17 protein-coding genes are annotated in these 20,213 nt (G+C 42.9%); 1 reads left to right on the top strand and 16 read right to left on the bottom strand.

Translation table 11 applies throughout. From position 1 onward, the window contains the following. Positions 1-2 precede the first annotated feature (2 nt). The 7 genes from H3T75_RS01555 to H3T75_RS01525 all read right to left on the bottom strand — a co-directional run bounded on the left by H3T75_RS01555 (position 3) and on the right by H3T75_RS01525 (position 7,266). Positions 3-599 (bottom strand): phospholipid-binding protein MlaC, encoded by a 597-nt coding sequence (locus tag H3T75_RS01555; RefSeq protein ID WP_025331219.1) that lies wholly within the window; start codon positions 597-599, stop codon positions 3-5. Positions 600-656: 57 nt separating this feature from the next. Then, positions 657-1,166, bottom strand: coding sequence for an outer membrane lipid asymmetry maintenance protein MlaD (gene mlaD, locus H3T75_RS01550; protein ID WP_174830538.1), 510 nt, complete (start codon positions 1,164-1,166; stop codon positions 657-659). A 24-nt stretch (positions 1,167-1,190) separates the two neighbouring features. Next, a complete protein-coding gene (gene mlaE / locus H3T75_RS01545; RefSeq protein WP_078475685.1) occupies positions 1,191-1,967 on the bottom strand; it encodes a lipid asymmetry maintenance ABC transporter permease subunit MlaE in 777 nt (258 codons plus the stop codon). Further along, positions 1,967-2,767 carry an ABC transporter ATP-binding protein gene (locus H3T75_RS01540; protein WP_084553059.1) on the bottom strand — a complete coding sequence of 267 codons (801 nt, stop codon included), beginning with the start codon at positions 2,765-2,767 and terminating at the stop codon, positions 1,967-1,969. The genes mlaE and H3T75_RS01540 overlap by 1 nt, the downstream gene beginning before the upstream one ends. Positions 2,768-2,842: 75 nt before the next feature. Beyond that, positions 2,843-3,835, bottom strand: a complete 993-nt coding sequence (gene pdxA / locus H3T75_RS01535; protein ID WP_084553060.1) for a 4-hydroxythreonine-4-phosphate dehydrogenase PdxA — start codon at positions 3,833-3,835, stop codon at positions 2,843-2,845. A gap of 135 nt (positions 3,836-3,970) precedes the next feature. Continuing rightward, entirely contained in the window at positions 3,971-4,930 is a 960-nt protein-coding gene (locus tag H3T75_RS01530) for a peptidylprolyl isomerase (RefSeq protein WP_084552063.1), read from the bottom strand. Beyond that, positions 4,930-7,266: an LPS-assembly protein LptD gene (locus H3T75_RS01525; RefSeq protein ID WP_174830539.1), complete on the bottom strand. Its 2,337-nt coding sequence runs from the start codon at positions 7,264-7,266 to the stop codon at positions 4,930-4,932. Before H3T75_RS01525 ends, H3T75_RS01530 begins: the two co-directional genes overlap by 1 nt. Before the next feature lie 59 nt (positions 7,267-7,325). Here H3T75_RS01525 and amgK point away from each other — a divergent pair, with 59 nt between their 5' ends. After that, positions 7,326-8,330, top strand: a complete 1,005-nt coding sequence (gene amgK / locus H3T75_RS01520; protein ID WP_084565505.1) for an N-acetylmuramate/N-acetylglucosamine kinase AmgK — start codon at positions 7,326-7,328, stop codon at positions 8,328-8,330. 70 nt (positions 8,331-8,400) lie between these two features. Here amgK and H3T75_RS01515 read toward each other — a convergent pair whose 3' ends face one another. The 9 genes from H3T75_RS01515 to H3T75_RS01475 form a co-directional block, all read right to left on the bottom strand. Then, positions 8,401-9,378 (bottom strand): hypothetical protein, encoded by a 978-nt coding sequence (locus H3T75_RS01515; protein WP_174830540.1) that lies wholly within the window; start codon positions 9,376-9,378, stop codon positions 8,401-8,403. Positions 9,379-9,447: 69 nt separating this feature from the next. After that, positions 9,448-10,209: a class I SAM-dependent methyltransferase gene (locus tag H3T75_RS01510; protein WP_198210831.1), complete on the bottom strand. Its 762-nt coding sequence runs from the start codon at positions 10,207-10,209 to the stop codon at positions 9,448-9,450. Continuing rightward, complete coding sequence (locus H3T75_RS01505) at positions 10,209-11,693, bottom strand: sigma-54 dependent transcriptional regulator (protein WP_174830542.1); 1,485 nt, start codon at positions 11,691-11,693, stop codon at positions 10,209-10,211. The genes H3T75_RS01510 and H3T75_RS01505 overlap by 1 nt, the downstream gene beginning before the upstream one ends. Continuing rightward, on the bottom strand, positions 11,686-13,260 hold the full coding sequence (locus H3T75_RS01500; protein ID WP_025331230.1) for a nitrogen regulation protein NR(II): 1,575 nt from the start codon (positions 13,258-13,260) through the stop codon (positions 11,686-11,688). Before H3T75_RS01500 ends, H3T75_RS01505 begins: the two co-directional genes overlap by 8 nt. 6 nt (positions 13,261-13,266) lie before the next feature. After that, positions 13,267-15,585, bottom strand: a complete 2,319-nt coding sequence (gene parC, locus H3T75_RS01495; RefSeq protein ID WP_198210830.1) for a DNA topoisomerase IV subunit A — start codon at positions 15,583-15,585, stop codon at positions 13,267-13,269. 344 nt (positions 15,586-15,929) lie between these two features. After that, entirely contained in the window at positions 15,930-17,108 is a 1,179-nt protein-coding gene (gene ftsZ / locus H3T75_RS01490) for a cell division protein FtsZ (protein WP_084552070.1), read from the bottom strand. A 114-nt stretch (positions 17,109-17,222) separates the two neighbouring features. Continuing rightward, a complete protein-coding gene (gene ftsA, locus H3T75_RS01485; protein WP_025331233.1) occupies positions 17,223-18,458 on the bottom strand; it encodes a cell division protein FtsA in 1,236 nt (411 codons plus the stop codon). A 42-nt stretch (positions 18,459-18,500) separates the two neighbouring features. Next, positions 18,501-19,277, bottom strand: a complete 777-nt coding sequence (locus H3T75_RS01480) for a cell division protein FtsQ/DivIB (RefSeq protein WP_174830544.1) — start codon at positions 19,275-19,277, stop codon at positions 18,501-18,503. Beyond that, entirely contained in the window at positions 19,261-20,172 is a 912-nt protein-coding gene (locus H3T75_RS01475) for a D-alanine--D-alanine ligase (protein ID WP_174830545.1), read from the bottom strand. Before H3T75_RS01475 ends, H3T75_RS01480 begins: the two co-directional genes overlap by 17 nt. Between the last annotated feature and the right edge of the window lie 41 nt (positions 20,173-20,213).

The following is a 20,213-nucleotide window of genomic DNA, read 5'->3' as shown; positions in this document are numbered from 1 at the left end:
GATTATTTACCGTTTTTGGCACGTAAATCCGCTACTAAACCATCTATGCCTTTCTGGCTGATAGTCTGATTAAACTGGTTGCGGTATACAGTCACCAGACTGGCACCTTCTACAGCTACATTGTAAATACGGTATATATTGCCTGCCTGATACAGGGTGTAATCCATACGTACTGGTTTACTGTTAGGTGTTGTAACATCTACACGCACAATGATTTCGCGTCCGCCCTTATTAACGACAGGATTACTGTATACATTTGCCTGAGCATTTTTAAATTTCAGCATAGTGCCGGAATAAGTACGGATTAACAGGGTTTTAAACTCCTGAGTTAATGCCTGCTGCTGTGCAGTACTGGCGGTACGCCACGGAGCACCTACCGCCAGTGCAGTCATGCGCTCAAAATCAAAATACGGAATAGCATAGTTTTCAGCCTGACGACGTACCTGATTATCATTTTTACCATTGGCTGAACTTAAAATATTCAATACCTGAGTAGCATTGTCTTTAAGCTGGCTTACTGCCTGCTGTGGTGAAGCAAATGCCATACTAATGCTCATAATCGCAATACTTACCGCCCCGAAAAATGAAGATTTATTCAGTTTCATTAATATATTCCTTTAATTAAATTAAATTTGTTTATCTACTGTTACTTTTACTTATTCACTCGCAGAAACAGCAGTATCTGTTTTTTTATTATCGCTTTTGGCATTACCCTCAGCAAAACTGGTCATAAATTTACCAATTAACTGTTCCAGCACCAAAGCTGAACTGGTAATAGTAATATTATCCCCATCGGCCAGATTATCCGGGTCGCCGCCTTGCTCCAGTCCGATATACTGGTCGCCAAGCAAACCTGAAGTCAGAATCTGCGCTGAAGTGTCAGTACTAAACTGGTACTGTTTATCAATTTTTAAAGTCACTTTAGCCCAGTAAGTTTTCGGATCAAGTACAATTTTGTCTACCCGGCCAACCACAACACCGGCTGCTTTGACAGGCGCCTGTGTTTTTAAACCGCCAATATCGCTGAACGAGGCCGATAAAGTATATGTAGGCTGGGAAGAGCCGATCCCATTACCGCCGGCTACCCGAAAAGATAAAAATAGAATTGCCACTATGCCTATTAAAACAAATAGACCAACCAGCATTTCCAGACTGTTTTTTTTCATATCATTACCTTGTTAATCTGCACCCTATTTGGTAAACATCAGAGCGGTCAGCATAAAATCCACTGCCAGAATAGTTAGTGAGCTGGATACAACAGTACGTGTATTGGCGCGCAAAATACCTTCTGATGTCGGTTTTGCATAAAAACCCTGATAAACAGCTATCAGAGTAACAACTACGCCAAATACCAATGATTTAATTAAACCATTTACAACATCATAGTAAAAATCAAGATTATTCTGCATTTGACCCCAGAATACGCCGTTATCCATGCCAAAATATTTTACGCCAATCAGATAAGCACCATAAACGCCGGCAACATTGAATATTGAAGCCAGTAAAGGCATGGAAAGTACACCTGCCCAGAAACGTGGTGCGATAACTCTCGCCACCGGATCAATAGCCATGACATTCATGGCTTCCAGTTGTTCAGTGGTTTTCATTAAACCTATTTCACTGGTCATTGCACCACCGGCACTGCTGGCAAACAGTATCGCAGCCAATACCGGACCAAGCTCGCGCAGCATGGCGGCAGCCACCATATAACCAAGAATATCTGCAGATTTAAATTTAGCCAGCTGTGTGTAGGCCTGTAACCCCAGTACCATTCCGACAAACAGTCCTGATACTGCGATAATGACAATAGAAAGAACACCGGAAAAATACATTTGCCGGATCATCAGGCGCGGACGGCGTAAAACTGTTCCGCTGCGCAGCAAGGCGGCAAGCAGAAATAATGCTGCCCGCCCCAGATGCTGGACAAAACTCAGGGTTTTTGCACCCAGTTGCTCGATTGCTTTCATCACGCGATGTCTAAATCCTGTTGTAAGGTGGTGGTAGCCGGATAACGAAATGCTACCGGGCCGTCTGCCTGACCATGAATAAACTGATTTATCCATGGTGAATCCAGTTCACGCATTTGTAGCGGTGAACCGGAAAAAATAATTTCACCGTGTGCCAGAAAAACCACATGGCTGGCAATATCCAGAGATTGCTGGATATCATGTGTCACCATTACACTGGTAGTTTGTAAGGCTTTATTGACCTTACTCACCAGACTGGCTATTACCCCGAGTGAAATCGGATCCAGGCCAGTAAATGGTTCATCATATAGCAATAATGCCGGATCAAGTGCAATTGTACGAGCCAGTGCTACTCGTCTTGCCATACCACCGGAAAGCTCGGATGGCATTAATTGCTCTACCCCGCGTAAACCAACTGCATTCAGTTTCATGACCACCAGATCATGTATCATGCTTTCCGGCAAATCAGTATGTTCCCGCATTGGAAAAGCAACATTATCGAATACTGATAAATCCGTAAACAAAGCACCAAACTGAAACAGTACGCCCATGTTACGGCGATGGTAATACAGTTCTTCGCGGCTGAATTCGGAAATATCACGACCATTGATCAATACCTGCCCCTGTTGTGCACTGATCTGACCGGTAATTAAACGCAACAAGGTTGTTTTACCACTTCCGGAACTACCCATAATAGCGGTAAAACTGCCCTGCTCCAGTTTAAAATTAATATTTTTTAAAATGGGTCGGTCGCCATAAGCGAAAACCACATTTTTCATTTCAATAAACGGCGTAGCCATATTGAGAATTCCCATGCCGTATAGCAACTTAGATTTTATGATGTCTGTTGGTATTTATCAAATACAAGTGCGTAATTACTGCCCTGCTTTCCAGTGCCTGCTCATATCCACTGCAGCATGAATTGCTGCAAATAAACTGCTGCTGGTTGCTTCACCAGTACCGGCAAGATTCAGCGCAGTACCATGATCCACTGAGGTGCGGATAAAAGGCAGTCCCAGAGTGATATTAACGCCCTCTCCAAAACTTGCATATTTTAATACCGGCAATCCCTGATCATGATACATAGCCAGAACAGCATCAGCCTGTTCAAGCATGAAAGGCTGAAACAGTGTATCTGCCGGAAATGGTCCGGTTATTTGCATACCTTTCTGTTGTAACTGGCTGATTACCGGAATAATAATATCATTTTCTTCATTTCCAAGATGACCGCCTTCACCAGCATGCGGATTGAGACCGGCAACCAGAATACGCGGCTGTATCAGCCCGAATTTTGTCTGCAAATCATGATGCAGAATAGTTAGTACTTCGGTTAATAATTCAAGTGTCAGGGTATCTGCTACTGCCCGCAGTGGTAAGTGAGTAGTGGCTAAAGCCACTCTCAGACCGCCACCGGTAAGCATCATTACTACTTGAGAAGTAGCACTTTTAGCAGCCAGATATTCCGTATGGCCGCTAAAAGCAATACCGCTATCGTTGATAATTCCTTTATGAACCGGAGCAGTGACTATAGCAGCAAATTCACCCTGTTCTATGCCAGTATATGCTCTGTCCAGTAATTGCAATACATAAGCAGCATTTTGTACGTTTAATTTTCCTGCCTGAACAGATACCTGAACTGGAATATGACAAACTTCCAGTACTCCGGATACAGGTTTGTTACTATCTGGCTGATAAGCCTGTATGGTAATTTTTTTATTCAGTTGTGCCGCACGCTGCTGCAATAATTGCATATCTCCCAATACCACAATGCGTTGCGGCCAGTCCTGGCTGGCCAGATCCAGACAGATATCTGGACCGATACCTGCCGGCTCTCCGCTAGTAACAGCAATAATTAACTGATTCTTCATAAAAATAAGCCAGAATTATAATGATATTTTTCACAGAAAAATCAATAAAAAATACTTTGCTATCAGAATATGCAAACTCGACATTTGGACACTGATACAGGCTGCACGCATTGCAGAAAAGTCGTTTTTATCCGGTTAATCCAAAGGACGAATACTGATATAGGCCTGATCATGTAACTGTTTCAGGAAATTCTGCAGTAGAATTTCGCGTTTTTCCTGCACCAGTACTGCACGCATCCCGTTACGCTGACGTTCTTGCGGGCTGTCATTGCTTCTGACAGCTACCAGACGGATTACGTGCCAGCCAAACTGAGTACGCACCGGCATGGATATCTGACCCGGCTGCAATGATTTCACCGCAGCTTCGAATGGCGGCACAGTCTCACCATCGATAATCCAGCCCAGATCTCCGCCATTTTGTGCACTGCCATCCTGAGAATACTGCCGTGCCAGCTGATCGAATGAGGCACCGGAACGTGCCTGCTGAGCAATCTGTTCAATCAGTTTTCGTGTGATATCGTTATCGTTTTTCAACAAAATATGTTGCACATGATAGGAATAGGCTGTAACCGGTGGCGGCAGAGGTCTTCCTTCCTGCTGGGCACGTGCAATAGCATCATCTACCTCTGCATCACTGACCTGACTTTTGCCCATTACTTCACTTTGTTCAATTTTCTGTGCCAGCAGGTTTTCCGTTATGGTGCGGCGCAGCTGATCTTCATTCACACCTTCTTTAGCAATGCGCTGAATCAGCTCTTTAACTGTCATATGGCGTTGTGAAGCAAACAGTTCAATTGCTTCGTTTACATCGGCATTAGTCAGGCGGATATTGGAGCGCCTGGCAGCTTGCACCAGTAAATCCTTACGTATCAGCTGTGCAAGTGCCTGCTCGTGTAAATCTGCATTACTGATATTTTGTCCTTTTGGTAACTGTGAACGCATCTGGGCTGCTACTAAGTCCAGCTCGCGACGTGTTATTACATCATCATTGACAACTGCCACAATGTTATCAACTGGTTTGATATCCAATGCCATTGCCGAAGGCAATACTACAGCCAGCATCGTTGCTGCCAGCCAGGAATGTATCTTTTTCATTAATGTTTTACCTCATAAGTATTGCTGTAACCGGGAATTTGTGAAGTGAGCTGATTGAGGGAACCATTTCCCATACCTGTCAGGTCACGCAACTGCAATTGGAATAATACGGCGGTTTTGCGTTTTTTGTAATCATCTGTATAGCGGGAACCTACCAGTCCGGCACTCCAGCAATGACACGGACTCTGGTACTCTATCCCTACTGTCTGATTCAGAGATGTACTACTATTAAAATCATAATCCTGCCGTGCGACCAGATAGTAATTACGGGTTAGCGGCCATTGAACACCGACATCTATTGTACGCATTTTGCCATAAACATCATCATATAAATTTTCATAACGACCATATTTATAGCGAACACTGATAGTTTTACCTGCATTCGGTGTATAGCGGATGCCAAAGTTATAACTTTCAGATGTTTTTAAATCCTGATTATAATGCCAGTTAGTTTCAGCTGTGATGTGCTCGCTCAGGGCAGCACGTCCAAAAGCCACCATATCAGAGCGTTTGCGTTCTTTATTTTTAGGCGTGTTGTCATTCAGTTTGACGTTATCATCACGGAAATAAAAGCGCTGACCAATACCGGCTGCGAAACGTTCAATACCGTTAGTACTATCATATATCCGAGATTGCAGTGCTGTTGTCATAAAATTAGCCGCATTGATTCTGTCCTGTCCTGAATAACGGTTTTCATGAAATAACTGATCATAGGTAAAACTGTTTTCAGCTGTATCAAACAAAGGCATATCATTCTGATTACGTCGCGGTATATAGGTATAAAACAGACGTGGTTCCAGTGTCTGAATATATCCCTTGTTTAATCGATTGTTTTTCCATAAACGCTCAAAGGTCACGCCTGAATCTACACTAAGTAAAGGTACGGCACGATCCATACTGCGGCTATCCTGATTATCCTGCCGGTTCATATCATAATGAGTGGCATGAAAACTCAGTTTTGGCCGAATATAACCCCAGTTATTGGAATAGTCAGCAGTAAATGTGGGCAATAACACCATGCGGGTACCATTGGGATATTTATGTATCCACCAGTCTTTATGACCAGTTTCCCTGCCCTCAAAACGGGTTGCTTCAGCATAGACATTGACTGCGTAATGATTACCAAAATAACGGTTCCACGTAGCAGATAAACGAGGTAAACGTGAATAAGGCTGATCCTTATATCCACTGATTGAGGCCAGTGTCTGATATTTTTGCACCATTAAACTGCCATCAAATGTCCCGCCCCATAAATCCCGGTGGTAATTCAGCCATGCCTGCCGGTTCAGATTAGAACTGCCATTATCTCCGCTCCAAAAATCACGCCGGTAATCATCATCTGAGACCTGATGATAGTCAATACCGCCGGTTAATCCCTTTGCCAGTCTCTGGGAATGGGTAAAATCAATTTCTGCACGATTTTTGTGACTGCTTTTCTGATCATTCGGCACCCAGTCAGCACTAATCTGCCCCTGATAAGTCGGCTGCAGGTAACGTAAATCACCGCCCAGCTGTATGCCACGGCTACTAATAAAATGCGGCCGGATAGTTGCATCATAATTAGGAGCCAGATTCAGATAATAAGGAGTCATTATTTCAAAACCGTCAGATCCTCCTTTAAGTGTAGGCGTCAGAAACCCGCTTTTACGATTGCCGTTTAACGGAAAATCGATCCATGGTGTGTAAAACAGAGGAACACCGCCAAATACCAGCGTTGCATTACGGGCTACCCCGACATTTTTATCATAATCCAGATCAATACTGCCTGAACGGATATACCAGCTGTCATCGCCCGGATTACAGGTGTTGAATTTAGCACTTTGCAGACGATAGCGATTTTTACCACCCATCTGTATCTCGTCCCCGACACCTTGCAGACGCCGGTTATCATTTTCCATTTCAAAGCGGCCGGCATCACCGACACCCGTACTTTTAGCCATGTCGTAAGTAACATGTTCACCGGTAACACGTCCCTTACCATTATCTAAAGTAAAGTGATCACCAGCTTTAACAATCTGGCTTTCCTGATCATAATCAGCCCAGTCTGAATTCAAAGTGACATCATTACGCTCAATAATGACACTCCCTTTTGCATGTACCTGAACCTGTGACTGCCCGTTGACATCGTCAGCCACAACCCGGGTAACATCAGTACCCGGATTAGCTTCACCGCTGCTTTGTACAGGTTTAACAAAATTTTTCGGACGCTGTGGCGCTGTACAAACATTTCCTTCGCCCATAGACAAAGGTGAGGCCGCAAGAACAAACCCGGGCAAAGTACAAAAAACCGTTGTTAAGGCCAGAGCTAATGGTTTTGGAGAGAATAAGTAGGACAAAGTATCACCTAAACGGCTTTGCCAGTTAAAATAGTGTTTATTTTAACCTGAAAAATGTCATGCAACGAGAATCTGAATTAAAAAAATGGTTTCATACCTGCTATCCGCAACAGGAATTTGTTCTTAGCTTTGCAGCTGCTGATGCTGATTTCCGACGCTATTTCCGCGCTACTTTTACTGACGACCGTACAGTAATCTGTATGGACGCCCCACCGGATAAAATGAGTATCCTGCCATATATTAAGGTACAAAAGCTTTTTCAGGCTCTTAATGTTCCCGAAATCTATCATCTGGATACACAGCAAGGATTTATGGCTCTGGAAGATTTTGGTAATACCCCTTATCTGGCCGCACTGCAACAAGATAAACGTACTGAAGTACACAAAGTATTGCTGCTGGAAGCCATTGATGAACTCATCAAACTACAACTTTCAAGCCAGCCGGAGCAACTACCATTATATGATGAAGCCGTACTAAAAAGGGAAATGCAACTTTTTCCTGAATGGTATGTTCAGAAAGAACTTGGTTTATCATTAACTGAGAAACAGCAACAGTTATGGCAGCAGACAGTTAACAATATATTACCGGTAATATTGTCACAGCCACTGGTCTATGTACATCGTGATTTTATTGTTCGAAACATCATGCTCACCCGTGACCGTCCTGGTATTCTTGATTTTCAGGATGCATTGTATGGTCCGATTACTTATGATTTAGTATCACTATTACGTGATGCATTTATCGAATGGGACGAAGAATTTATACTTGATATTGTCATTCGTTACTGGGAAAAAGCAAGAGCTGCCGGATTACCGGTACGTACCGATTTTGATCAGTTTTACCGTGATTTTGAATGGATGGGTGTACAGCGCCATCTGAAAGTTGCCGGTATCTTTGCCCGCTTATATTACCGCGATGGTAAAGATAAATATCGCGGTGAAATTCATCGCTTCCTGAAATATTTACGCAAAACCAGCCGCCGTTATGGTGAATTGCGCCCGCTACTGCAATTAATTACTGAATTAATTGGCTCAGAAGAAGTTCAGACAGGTTATACCTTCTGAATAAATCAAAATGATTAAATATCTGCCAGGAAATAATAAAGCTGCCTTAATTTCTAAGCAGCTTTATTATTTAATCTGCAGAAATATTAAATAAAAATTTTAGTTTCTGCCAAAATCCCATTACTGCATAATTATTTAACCGGTTATTTAAGTGCCATTCCTGTTGTTTCATTTGTTCAAGTAAATTGTGTAAATGTGATACTTCAGATTTCATTTCTTCATACTTTAGATTTATATAATTAAGCTCTCTTTTTAAATTTGCTTGTTCATTATCATTTAATAGCTGCTTATTTTCTAATTCACGCTTATATGCGTCTTCAAGAGAAATAATCTTATCCGTATAAAATTTATGATTCACCGGATCTGAACGTATTTTGCCATATACGTTTTTCTCAAAAATCTTCTTTAGTGAGAAATAATAATTTTCAACATCTGCAACTGTAAATTTTATTTCACCGCCAAACTCTGTCTCTAGTTTTAATTTTTTTGATATACTCACTTCAATGATCGGTATATGATTCTTTTCAAAAGAGTGTATTTTTTTAGAATAACAAGCATTAGTATAAACAACCTCTATAGCCAGACATCCTTTCCATTTTTCCTGTAATTCACACTCAGAAGAAAAATAGCCAACAAGGTCAGGATAATATTTTTCCTCATCTTGATCAAAATGCTTAAATCGAAGACACGGCTCAACTAAAAATTTTGAAAAATTTAAAATATATTTATTTTTATCAATAGTAAATTTAATTACAGGCATTTCCAGTAATATCACTGTCGCTGCAGAATGATAAATAGACTCTTTATTGTTTTCATCAATTTCGTCGGATTTATACCGAAAAAAGCCATGTTCAGTTGGAATTAACTCCAGACGATTAATTTCATCATATTCCGTTGAGTAAAACGTTAATTCCAGATATTTTTTAAAATTTTGTTCTTTTAATCTCAGAACATCCCAGATATAAAAAATTTTTGGTTGCAAAGATTGATTTTCGCAAATAAAACATTGATTTTTATCTTTAGCATATGCCCAGATTTTTCTAGCCATTTGTTATTCTCCCCTGTATTAAATTTAAATAAAATAATTCAGATTCACAAAATTGACTTCTTTTTAAAGCTACAAAGGCATATACCCGTCAAATCGCGTCGTTTTACCAAAATACTGAAATGCCGGTGTCTTTCCTGCTAAAACTGCCCCATTAGCCGGTCTTTTTACCACGACCCGTTTTCGGGCTAATTTCTGTGCTGCGAGTAATAAAGCCTGATCATTATCTATATCTGCATTACCCAGTAATTCATGAAAATAAGCCATTTCTTTTTTTACTGCCGCTGCTTTTTGCTTTTGCGGATACATCGGATCCAGATAGACCACATCAGGCAATGGTATCTGCTTTTGTTCCGCGTCCGGTAAAGTAATACTGCCATAATGCAGATGAATCTGCTTTGCTATATGCGCAGTCTGTTCATCAACCATCGCACGTTTCAGCCCATCCGCAAATAAAACATATACATAAGGATTCTGTTCAAATACCACAACTTCCAGTCCCAATGATGCTATTACAAAAGCGTCCCGACCTAAACCTCCGGTAGCATCCCAGACAAGCGGCCGGTTTTTGGCCTGAATAGCACGTGCCAGTAATTCTCCCCCGCCAAAAAGCCGCCGGTGTCGTGCAGTACCTTCTACAAAATCAACCCGCACGACCCCTTTTTGCCCGGCTTTAGCTAAAGCAAGACTGTCATTTTCGTATATCAGATATAATCCCTGTTCGGGTGGTTGTTGCTGATAACAGAGTTTTTTACTGGCCAGCAATTTCTGTAAAGGAGTGATCAGATCAGTTTTATCTGCTATCTGACCGGTTAAAATCAGAGGCTTTACCATCAGACAATCCCTAACCGTTCCATCCGGTAACGCATAGAACGAAAACTGATACCCAGTAACTTGGCGGCCTGTGTTCGGTTATATCGGGTTTGCGCCAAAGCCTGTTCCAGGATTTTTCTCTCTATTTCATCCAGATAATCCTGTATCTGAGTTTTTCCGAACTGGTAATCCTTAATTTCCTCATTACTATCTGCGGATAGATTACTGCCTGCATTCTCTGCAGATTCAGTACGCGGATTATCCAGCTGATAGCTATGAATCTGTAAATCATCTATATCAATAATATGATTTTTCGACAGTGCAATAGCACGTTCCAGAATATTCTCCAATTCACGGAAATTACCGGGATAACTGTATTGCAACAGTGCTTTTTTTGCTTCCGGTGTTAATGTCATGGTTTCATCATGCAAAATTCGTTGCAGTAAAACCCGAATTAACTGCGGTAAATCATCACGTAATTCACGTAATGGCGGCATGATAATAGATACAACATTCAAACGATAAAACAAGTCCTGACGAAACTGACCTGATTCAACCAGAGCATTTAAATCTTTATGAGTTGCACAGATAATACGGACATCAACCTGCTTTTCTTCCATTTCGCCAATCCGGCGTACAGCACGTTCCTGAATGGCCCGCAATAATTTAACCTGCATCGATAGTGGTAAATCAGCTACCTCATCCAGAAATAATGTTCCACCGTCCGCATGCTGGAAAAAACCGGCCCTGTCTGATTCTGCTCCGGTAAAACTGCCTTTTTTATAACCAAAAAACTCACTTTCCATCAATGCTTCAGGTATGGCACCACAATTTACAGCAACAAATGCCTTGTCTCTGCGTTCTGACTGTTCATGAATACTGCGCGCTGCCTGCTCTTTACCACTGCCTGATTCTCCGGCGATGTATACCGGCACGTTACTTTTAGCCAGCTTGCTGATCAACTGACGTACTTCTGTTATTAACGGAGAATTACCCAGTAAACGTTCACGTACCTGCTGTTCGTTAACCGTTGCGGAAGCATCTTCATTTTTTTGTTTATTTTCAGACTGTTTAAATGCGGTTACCATTTTATTATCTATTTCGGTTTCGGCAGTATTATTGATTGTAATAACAGATTTAACCAGAGTACGCAGCTGTGCCAGAGTAATGGGTTTTTGTAAGTAATCGAAAGCACCATTTTTCAGTGCCTGTACAGCCTGCGCTGCATTTCCGTAAGCGGTAATAACTGCAATCGGAATATCCAGATTATGAGCAGTGATATAATCAACAATCTCCAGCCCGGAGCCATCCGGCATACGCATATCCGTTAGCACCAGGGAGAAAGCATGCGTACGTAAAGCCTTTTTTGCCTCAGCTACGCCAGCGGCAGTTTTTACGGACAAACCCATTTTAATCAGGGTTAACTCCATTAAATCACGAATATCGGCTTCATCATCTATTATCAGTACCGGCTTTTCTAAGTCCATCTGATTATTATTATTCATCAACCATCCTTGGCAAGGTTAATTCAAATCCATTAACTTCAGGGCGATAAATTAACTGACCATGATTAGCCTGAGCCAGCTCGCGCGCCACATACAATCCAAGACCAGTGCCACTGGGTTCAGTCGTAAAAAATGGTTCAAACAATTGCAACTGATTTTCCGCACTGACACCAGCCCCATTATCAATTACAGTAATGGAAATTTCATTTTGCTCTTCTATGCAAAAAATAACACGAATAGCATTTTTATTCTGCAAACTATGACGCCATGCATTATTCATCAGATTCCATATAATCTGCTGCAAATGTACCGAATCACACCAGACGATTAAATCTCCTTTATCGGCTTGTAGTTCAATACAATTTACGGCCTGCTGCCTGATCAGTATAAATTCCTGCAAAAAGGCAGTCCAGAATACCCGCAAATCAATTGCCTGCTTATTTTTTTTATCCCGCTTGTTCAGCATACTGATATCTTCAAGCATTTTATCAATACGACTGATATTATTTTCTATAATATTAAACAGCCGCAGTCGTGTCGAATCATATTTTTCTTCCTGTAACAATTCATTGGCCTGTCTTATTGCAGACATCGGATTGCGAATTTCATGAGCCAGATTAGCCGTTAACTGGCCTAATGAGGCCAGTTTAATGGCCATAGCCTCCTTATCAATTTCAGTACGCGAACGCATTGATAACATCAGTAAAGGTGTATTTGCTTCCTGTAACAAGCGTGCATGCACCCTCATCGGCCAATTATTCAGTGTACAGTTTATTTCGAAAATATTTTTCTGTTCAGTATGCCAGTAATGCATAACCTGACGAAATAAAGCAGTTTGTTTATCAACCAGCAGCATCGGGAAATAATTCTGCGCCTTCCGGTTAATCAGCCACACCAGACCGCTTTCATCCAGTACAACTACCCCTTCCTGTACATAATTAAAAGCACGGTCGAGCAAATTCCGGTAACTGTCCAGCATTTTTGACTGCTGATCTTGCAAACTTTGTGAACGCGCCAGTAAAGTAGCGGCATAGGCAGTCAGACCGGCCACAAGAAAGACAGCGGCAATCAGCATGATGGCAATAATGCATATCCGCATACTGTGATTAGCAAAACCATTACGGCTTAGCTGCGTCCAGGTAATGATGACAATCAGTAAAGTTACATAACCGGCATAAATCATCGGATACCGGCCACGGCTGAACAAACAGGCCGAACCGACAAATGGCAGGAGTAAAATACCAAAACCGCTATCCACTCCTCCACCCATATTCATCAGCCAGGCTATCATGGTAATGTCTACAGCAGAATTAACATTTGGTAGTGCATCCGGCTGATTCTGCCAGCGTGGTACCAGCATGGAAAAGACAATCAGAATACCGTAGAGTGCTGCCCAGCTATACAGTTCAATTTTATTGAATATAGGTACAGCCAGACCGGGCTCATCCATGCTGCGGGTCAGCAAATAAAACGTCATAATTGAAAACAGCAGACTTATACGCGCAATATTCAGCAAAGCTGAAAGCCTGTCCAGATATTGCGGCCAGCCATTTATATACGTTTTCATACCGGCTTAGTTTCCGTTATCCAGATCACCATAGACGGCAACGATATCACCCGAAACGCTTAATTCCTTACCTTTATGTCCGCGTTTATTAAGAATATCCTGAACGCGTAAGGTTTCCTGATAGCGTCCGCCACGTTTTCCCTGAGTCTCCAGTTTAAATTCCGATTTATTTGTCAGAGTAAGATAAAGCAGTTTCTCATTAGCCGGTAAACTCATAATTTGCAGACCACGGCCTTTAGCCATCACTTTCAATTCATGTAATGGAAAGGCCAGCAGACGATTGGCACTGGAGATGGCAATAAGTTGAGTCTGCCCGTTTACAGACAGGCAGGCAGACGGTACAGGAAGCGGCGGCAGCAATGCCTCATCACTATTAACCGTCATAACAACTTTACCGTTTTTAGTACGGCTGACCATATCTTTAAATGCAACCACAAAACCATATCCGCCACTGTTACTCAGTACATAATGCTGTTGCGGCAAGGCACTGAGCATAGCTACAATTCTGGCACCTTTATCTAAATCAACCAATGAACCTGCAGGTACACCATCACCACGTCCACCCGGAATACTGGCAGCATCCACACTATAAGCTCGCCCGCGCGAATCAAGTAAAATTACCGGCCAGACTGTACGTCCCTCTACTGCCTGAAGCAGACCGTCACCTTCCTTGAAAGTAGTCTGGCTTAAATCCAGATTGTGTCCGACACGCGTTTTCAGCCAGCCCTTCTGTGACAATACCAGTGTAACTGGTTCATCTGCAGTCGTTCGGGTAAGCGTAGCCCGCTCTGCCGGCTGTATCAGTGTACGCCGGTCATCTCCATAGATTTTGGTATCAGACTCAATTTCTTTGATAATTAGTCGTTTTTTAGCTTTATCATCTTCCAGAAGGGTTGTTAACTGATCATGTTCCTGCTGTAGTTTATTCAGTTCTGTTTCCAGTTTAATCCATTCCAGTCTGGCCAGCTGGCGTAAACGGATTTCCAGAATATCATCCGCCTGTATCTCACTTAAACCGAATGCAGACATCAATTCATTTTTGGGTTCATCTGATTCACGGATAACCCTGATGACCTCATCAATATGAAGAAATGCCGTTTGCCGCCCATGTAAAATATGAATACGTTTTTCCACCTGTGCCAGGCGGTATTGCAAACGCCGGGTTACAGTAAGTATCCGAAAATCCAGCCATTCACGCAAAATCTGATATAAATTCTTTTGTGCCGGTTTATTATCCCGCCCCATCATAACCAGATTGACCGGCACATTCCCTTCCAGACTGGTTTGTGCCAGCAAAGTATTCATAAATTCTTCAGGTTGAAGACGACTGGATTTCGGTTCAAACACCAGACGCACCGGTGCCTGACTATCTGATTCATCACGCACCCGCTCAAGCAGTGATAGCATTAATGTGCGCGTATTCTGCTGTTCCTGAGTCAGATTTTTTTTACCAGCTTTCGGTTTGGGATTAGTCTGTTCTTCTATCTCAGCCAGAATTTTTTGCGCAGAAGTACCGGGAGGTAATTCTGTGACAATAGCCCGCCAGTGTCCGCGTGCCAGTTTTTCAATTTCATAACGTGCGCGTACACGTATACTGCCTTTACCCTGTGCATAAATTGCCTGAATATCCTCTGGTGCAGTAATAATCTGACCACCACCGGCAAAATCAGGACCGGGTAAATACTGCATTAAGGCTGCTGAATCCAGCTCAGGTTTTTTCAACAGAGCCACAACAGCTGCACTGACTTCGCGTAAATTATGTGAAGGAATTTCAGTTGCCAGACCTACTGCAATACCTGAGGCGCCATTAAGCAATATCATTGGCAGGCGTGCCGGTAATACAGAGGGTTCAGCAGAACTGGCATCATAATTGGGCACAAAATCCACAGTACCCATATCGATTTCCGATAACAGCAATTCAGCAATTGGTGCTAAGCGTGCTTCGGTATAGCGCATAGCTGCTGCGCTGTCACCATCACGTGAACCAAAATTGCCAATACCGTTAATCAGAGGGTAACGCAAGGTAAAATCCTGTGCCATCCGAACCATAGCATCATAAGCTGATGAATCACCATGCGGATGATATTTACCTAGTATCTCACCAACCACGCGGGCAGATTTTACCGGTTTGGCACCATGAGCCAGCCCCATATCTTTCATAGCATACAGAATGCGTCGCTGAACCGGCTTCTGCCCGTCAGCCACATCCGGTAATGCCCGCCCTTTTACCACACTCATGGCATAGGCAAGGTAAGCACGTTCTGCATACTGACCAAGTAACAGATGATCATCACTGCGGTCTGATTGTTGAATAGATTCACTCATACTTATTCTGACTTAATTAAATTCTTCTGTGGAACAGATTATCTAAGCTACCTATTGTAAAGGATTTTGCTTTTATACCCAAAACTACTGCTTCTGGTTTGATGAAATAACAGAACAGAAATTCATGTTATAAAAACCATTATCATTTCAGCTAAATATTGTTGGTTTTAATACAACACAAACTTTGCAGAAATTGCAATTTTTTCTAAAGAATAAACTTTTTTATCTAATTTTTTAAAAATTTTCTTATGCCGGCAATATATCGTATTTAAATTATATATTGATTTTAAAAATAAAAAAGCTGTCCGGAGCTCAGCCCGGACAGCTTTAATAACTTTAATCAATTAATCAGCTTGTCGGCGAATGACTGCCGGAATTTCGAAGTCATCCAGCACAGACTGATTTGAGAAATCAGCAGCAGCCAGATTCATCCCGCGTGCACTGCGTCCTGAACGTACCACACTTCCGATATCCGGATAGGCATCTTCAGTACCAGTGGCTTGTACGGTTTGCAAAACACGCAAACTGCTCGGTTGCTGGTGATGTAAAACTTTCTGTTCCTGCAATCCGGTAGCAATAATGGTTACGCGGATTTCGCCTTCTTCCATACTGTCATCTTCAGAAGTACCGTATTTCAGGGCGGCATCATCATGTGCATATTCATCAATCATGCACATAATTTCTTTGTATTCAGACATTTTCAGGCAGCCTGGTGCGGTAGTAATATTAACCAGCACACCCTGTGCGCCATCCAGAGTCACGTCGTCCAGAAGCGGGCTAGCAATAGCCTGTTCTGTAGCAATACGGGCACGGTCAACACCATGTGCACTGCCTGACCCCATCATGGCCATACCCATAATACTCATGACATTTTTCACATCGGCAAAATCCAGATTAATGATACCCGGATTAGTAATGACTTCAGCAATTCCGGCTACTGCATTACGCAATACATTGTCTGCCGCACGAAAAGCCTCACGCATACTTACATCTTCACCCAGTGCTGACATTAATTTGTCATTTGGAATCACAATGAGTGAATCAACGGTATTTTTAAGAATCTCAATCCCGTTATTAGCAACGTGAATACGTTTACCTTCATATTCAAACGGACGGGTAACAACAGCAACAGTCAGAATACCCATCTCTTTTGCTAGTTCTGCAACTACCGGAGCCGCACCTGTACCTGTACCCCCCCCCATACCAGTGGTGATAAACAGCATATTCGCTCCGCGAATAGCATCAGATAATGCTTCGCGGTCTTCCATTGCGGCGTTACGGCCAATTTCCGGATCGGCTCCTGCGCCGAGACCACGGGTGAGATTATTGCCCAGCTGAATGCGTTTAGATGCTTTACTGTTTTGTAAAGACTGTGCATCAGTATTGGCACTGATAAACTCAATACCGGCTACCGCATTTTCCACCATATTGTTAATAGCATTACAGCCACCACCGCCGATACCAATGACTTTGATAACTGCAGCACCGACTACCGTCTCCACAACATCATATACCAATTGCATTTATGTCTCCTGACAAAACCTATGCATAAACGTCATCTGCCCTTGTATAGCTATCATTATATAGACAGTTATATACAATGCGCAAAAGTTCTGTCATTTAATGTTTGAGTTTAGTTAAAAATTGTTCTTAAACCAAGTCTGTAATTTTTTAAGCCATGAATCTTTCGGTTCAGAAGCTGCTGCCACAGGCATGTCTGTTTTGTTTTCTTCTTCACAGGCAGACTGTAACAGACCAATAGCAGTAGCATAACGTGGATTGCGAATCCGTTCTGAGACACCACCCATTTCCTGCGGCACACCAATTCGGGCTGGTAGATTAAATACATCCTCTGCCAGCTCGACCATTCCAGGTAATAATGATGCTCCGCCGGTAAGAACTATGCCTGAAGTCAGCACATCCTCAGGAAAACCGGAACGGCGCAATTCATTTAGTGTCAGTTCCAGAATCTCTTCCACGCGCGGACCAATTACACTTGCAAGTGTCCGACGCGAAATCTGGCGCGGATTACGGTCACCCACACTGGGCACCTCAATCATATCATCAAGACCATCCATGGTTGCCAGTGCCACTCCATGATTGATTTTGATGTATTCAGCTGCACTGTGGGGTGTACGCAACGCTTGTGCCAGATCTTTGGTAATCAAATCCCCTGCCACCGGAATAACGGCTGTATGCCTGATAGCTCCGTTAGTATATACGGCAATATCTGTCGTGCCGCCGCCGATATCAATAACACAGACACCCAGATCTTTTTCATCTTCAGTCAGTACTGCCTGACCACTGGCCAGTGGCTGTAATATCATTTTATTGATTTGCAAACCACAGCGATTGACACACTTCTGGATATTCTGCATCGCTGTTACAGCACCGGTAATAATATGTATGCGCGTGTCCAGACGAACCCCGCTCATGCCAATGGGTTCACGCACACCCGGCTGATTATCAATAATAAATTCCTGTACCACTGTATGTAAAATATCGTGATCCGGCGGAATATTGACAGCTTTTGCCGTTTCAATTGCACGGTCAATATCAGCCTGACTGACTTCTCCGTCCTTGATTTTAACCACACCCTGTGAATTGAAACTGCGAATATGATTACCTGCAATACCAGTTGTTACACAGTCTACCTGTACATCAGCCATCATCTGCGCTTCTTCCATGGCCTGCTTGATTGCTTGTGCAGTGGTTTCAATGTTGGTCACCATACCTGCTTTCAAACCGCGCGACGGAGCCTGCCCTAAACCAACAATGTGGATTTCATTATCTTCCTGAACCTCACCAATAAGAGCGATTACTTTTGAAGTGCCGATATCCAGTGCACTGATGTATTTTTTACCTTTAACCATGGTCATCACTTTAAAATCAAATAATCAATCGGTCTGTCCGGATCAATCCAGATTTGCTTCATACTGATCCGCCACTTCAGATGCATTTACTGCTCTGGTACTTGCAGCTGAATTAGCCTTATTTTTGTACCGTAACGCAAAACCATCCGGATAACGCAAATCTACATAATCGATATTACTGGCCTGTTTCTGTAAAACCTGTGGCCATGCCCAGACAAAATGAGCCAAACGCTGTTCTACCTTTTCCCGCCCCAGTTTCAGGGTAATTCCGTTGCTTAAGGTCAGCTGCCAGGCAGAACGATTACTTAACTGCAACTGCTGAATATGCAGACCTGTTGATTGCAACAAATTTTCGAATGTTAACAAATGTACGGTCATGTAGCGAGCAGAACCGCTGCTTCCAACAAATACCGGCAGCTGCTCATGAATTACTGCATTAAATATCTGTCCGTCAGTATCCACCAGCTGCTGGTCATTCCAGCGTGCAACAGGGTCCCGCTCCCTAATGTCTAACTGTACCGTATCCGGCCAGATTCGTTTTACCTGTACTTTATATACCCAGGGTAGTTTAGCCAGTGCAGATTGTGCCGCACTCACATCCACAGTAAAAATATTACCCTGCAAATATTGTCTGCTGATTTGTTCAATTTCAGCCGACTGCAAATGCTTCAACGGATGTATTACCTGAATTTGCCGGACCGGAAAATATGGCGAATGCACCAGCCACGATCCGCCTGCTGCCAGCAGGCAGAACAATACACATACATATAACCACCGATAAAGCCGTTTTAAGGCTTGTGCATTATCCCAAAGTCGCATGACTTAAAATTTCAACACACAAATCTTCAAAACTCAAGCCAATTTCACGTGCAGCTTTAGGCACCAGACTGTGTCCGGTCATACCGGGTACAGTATTAACTTCCAGAATATAGATTGTACCGTCCGCATCACGCAGAAAATCTACTCGCCCCCAGCCCCGACCACCCAATGCTTTAAAAGCACGGGCTGTCAAATCACGCATATACTGCTCATCTGCCGGTGCCAGATCAGCCGGACACAAATACTCGGTATCATTGCGATGGTATTTAGCTTCATAATCATAAAACTCCGTTGCCGGTACGATGCGAATACTTGGCAATACCTGTTCACCAAGAATACCACATGTATATTCACCACCTTCGATGGCCCGTTCAGCCAGAATTTCACCATGGTACTGTTTCAGTTGCTGATAAACTTGTGCCAACTCACCAGCCTGCCTGATTTTCACCACACCCACACTACTGCCTTCTGCTGCAGGTTTAACAAATAAAGGTAAACCCAGCTCTTCTTCTACTGCAGCAAAATTACTATCATCATGCAGCACAATAAATGGTACGCAAGGCAAACCAACTCCCTGCCAGACTAGACGACTACGGAATTTATCCATACCCAGCGCACTGGCCGCAACACCACAACCGGTGTAAGGAATATCAAATGCTTCCAATGCCCCCTGTACGACTCCGTCTTCTCCATAAGAGCCATGCAGAATATTAAAAGCCCGGTCAAAGCCGGCACTAACCAGTTCAGACAATGGCCGCTCAGACGGATCAAATGCATGTGCATCTATACCACGGCTTTTCAATGCAGTAAGAATTGATGCACCACTAGCCAGTGAAACCTTACGCTCACTGGAGAAACCGCCCATCAGTACGGCAACTTTACCAAAATCACTCATTGTTTGTCATTAATCCTGTTTTTCTTTTAATAAGAACAGTA

This window comes from Snodgrassella sp. W8135 (assembly GCF_016101225.1).
Classification (GTDB): Bacteria; Pseudomonadota; Gammaproteobacteria; order Burkholderiales; family Neisseriaceae; genus Snodgrassella; species Snodgrassella alvi.
Note: the sequence above shows the minus strand (reverse complement) of the source record. Positions and strands in the feature narration are given on the sequence as shown.

What these genes read in the sequence shown, in the direction of transcription:
- mlaD (WP_174830538.1), bottom strand. Translation starts at nt 1,166, where the DNA reads ATGAAAAAAAACAGTCTGGAAATGCTGGTTGGTCTATTTGTTTTAATA.
- mlaE (WP_078475685.1), bottom strand. Translation starts at nt 1,967, where the DNA reads ATGAAAGCAATCGAGCAACTGGGTGCAAAAACCCTGAGTTTTGTCCAG.
- H3T75_RS01540 (WP_084553059.1), bottom strand. Translation starts at nt 2,767, where the DNA reads ATGGCTACGCCGTTTATTGAAATGAAAAATGTGGTTTTCGCTTATGGC.
- pdxA (WP_084553060.1), bottom strand. Translation starts at nt 3,835, where the DNA reads ATGAAGAATCAGTTAATTATTGCTGTTACTAGCGGAGAGCCGGCAGGT.
- H3T75_RS01530 (WP_084552063.1), bottom strand. Translation starts at nt 4,930, where the DNA reads ATGAAAAAGATACATTCCTGGCTGGCAGCAACGATGCTGGCTGTAGTA.
- amgK (WP_084565505.1), top strand. Translation starts at nt 7,326, where the DNA reads ATGCAACGAGAATCTGAATTAAAAAAATGGTTTCATACCTGCTATCCG.
- H3T75_RS01515 (WP_174830540.1), bottom strand. Translation starts at nt 9,378, where the DNA reads ATGGCTAGAAAAATCTGGGCATATGCTAAAGATAAAAATCAATGTTTT.
- H3T75_RS01510 (WP_198210831.1), bottom strand. Translation starts at nt 10,209, where the DNA reads ATGGTAAAGCCTCTGATTTTAACCGGTCAGATAGCAGATAAAACTGAT.
- H3T75_RS01505 (WP_174830542.1), bottom strand. Translation starts at nt 11,693, where the DNA reads ATGAATAATAATAATCAGATGGACTTAGAAAAGCCGGTACTGATAATA.
- H3T75_RS01500 (WP_025331230.1), bottom strand. Translation starts at nt 13,260, where the DNA reads ATGAAAACGTATATAAATGGCTGGCCGCAATATCTGGACAGGCTTTCA.
- parC (WP_198210830.1), bottom strand. Translation starts at nt 15,585, where the DNA reads ATGAGTGAATCTATTCAACAATCAGACCGCAGTGATGATCATCTGTTA.
- ftsZ (WP_084552070.1), bottom strand. Translation starts at nt 17,108, where the DNA reads ATGCAATTGGTATATGATGTTGTGGAGACGGTAGTCGGTGCTGCAGTT.
- ftsA (WP_025331233.1), bottom strand. Translation starts at nt 18,458, where the DNA reads ATGGTTAAAGGTAAAAAATACATCAGTGCACTGGATATCGGCACTTCA.
- H3T75_RS01480 (WP_174830544.1), bottom strand. Translation starts at nt 19,277, where the DNA reads ATGCGACTTTGGGATAATGCACAAGCCTTAAAACGGCTTTATCGGTGG.
- H3T75_RS01475 (WP_174830545.1), bottom strand. Translation starts at nt 20,172, where the DNA reads ATGAGTGATTTTGGTAAAGTTGCCGTACTGATGGGCGGTTTCTCCAGT.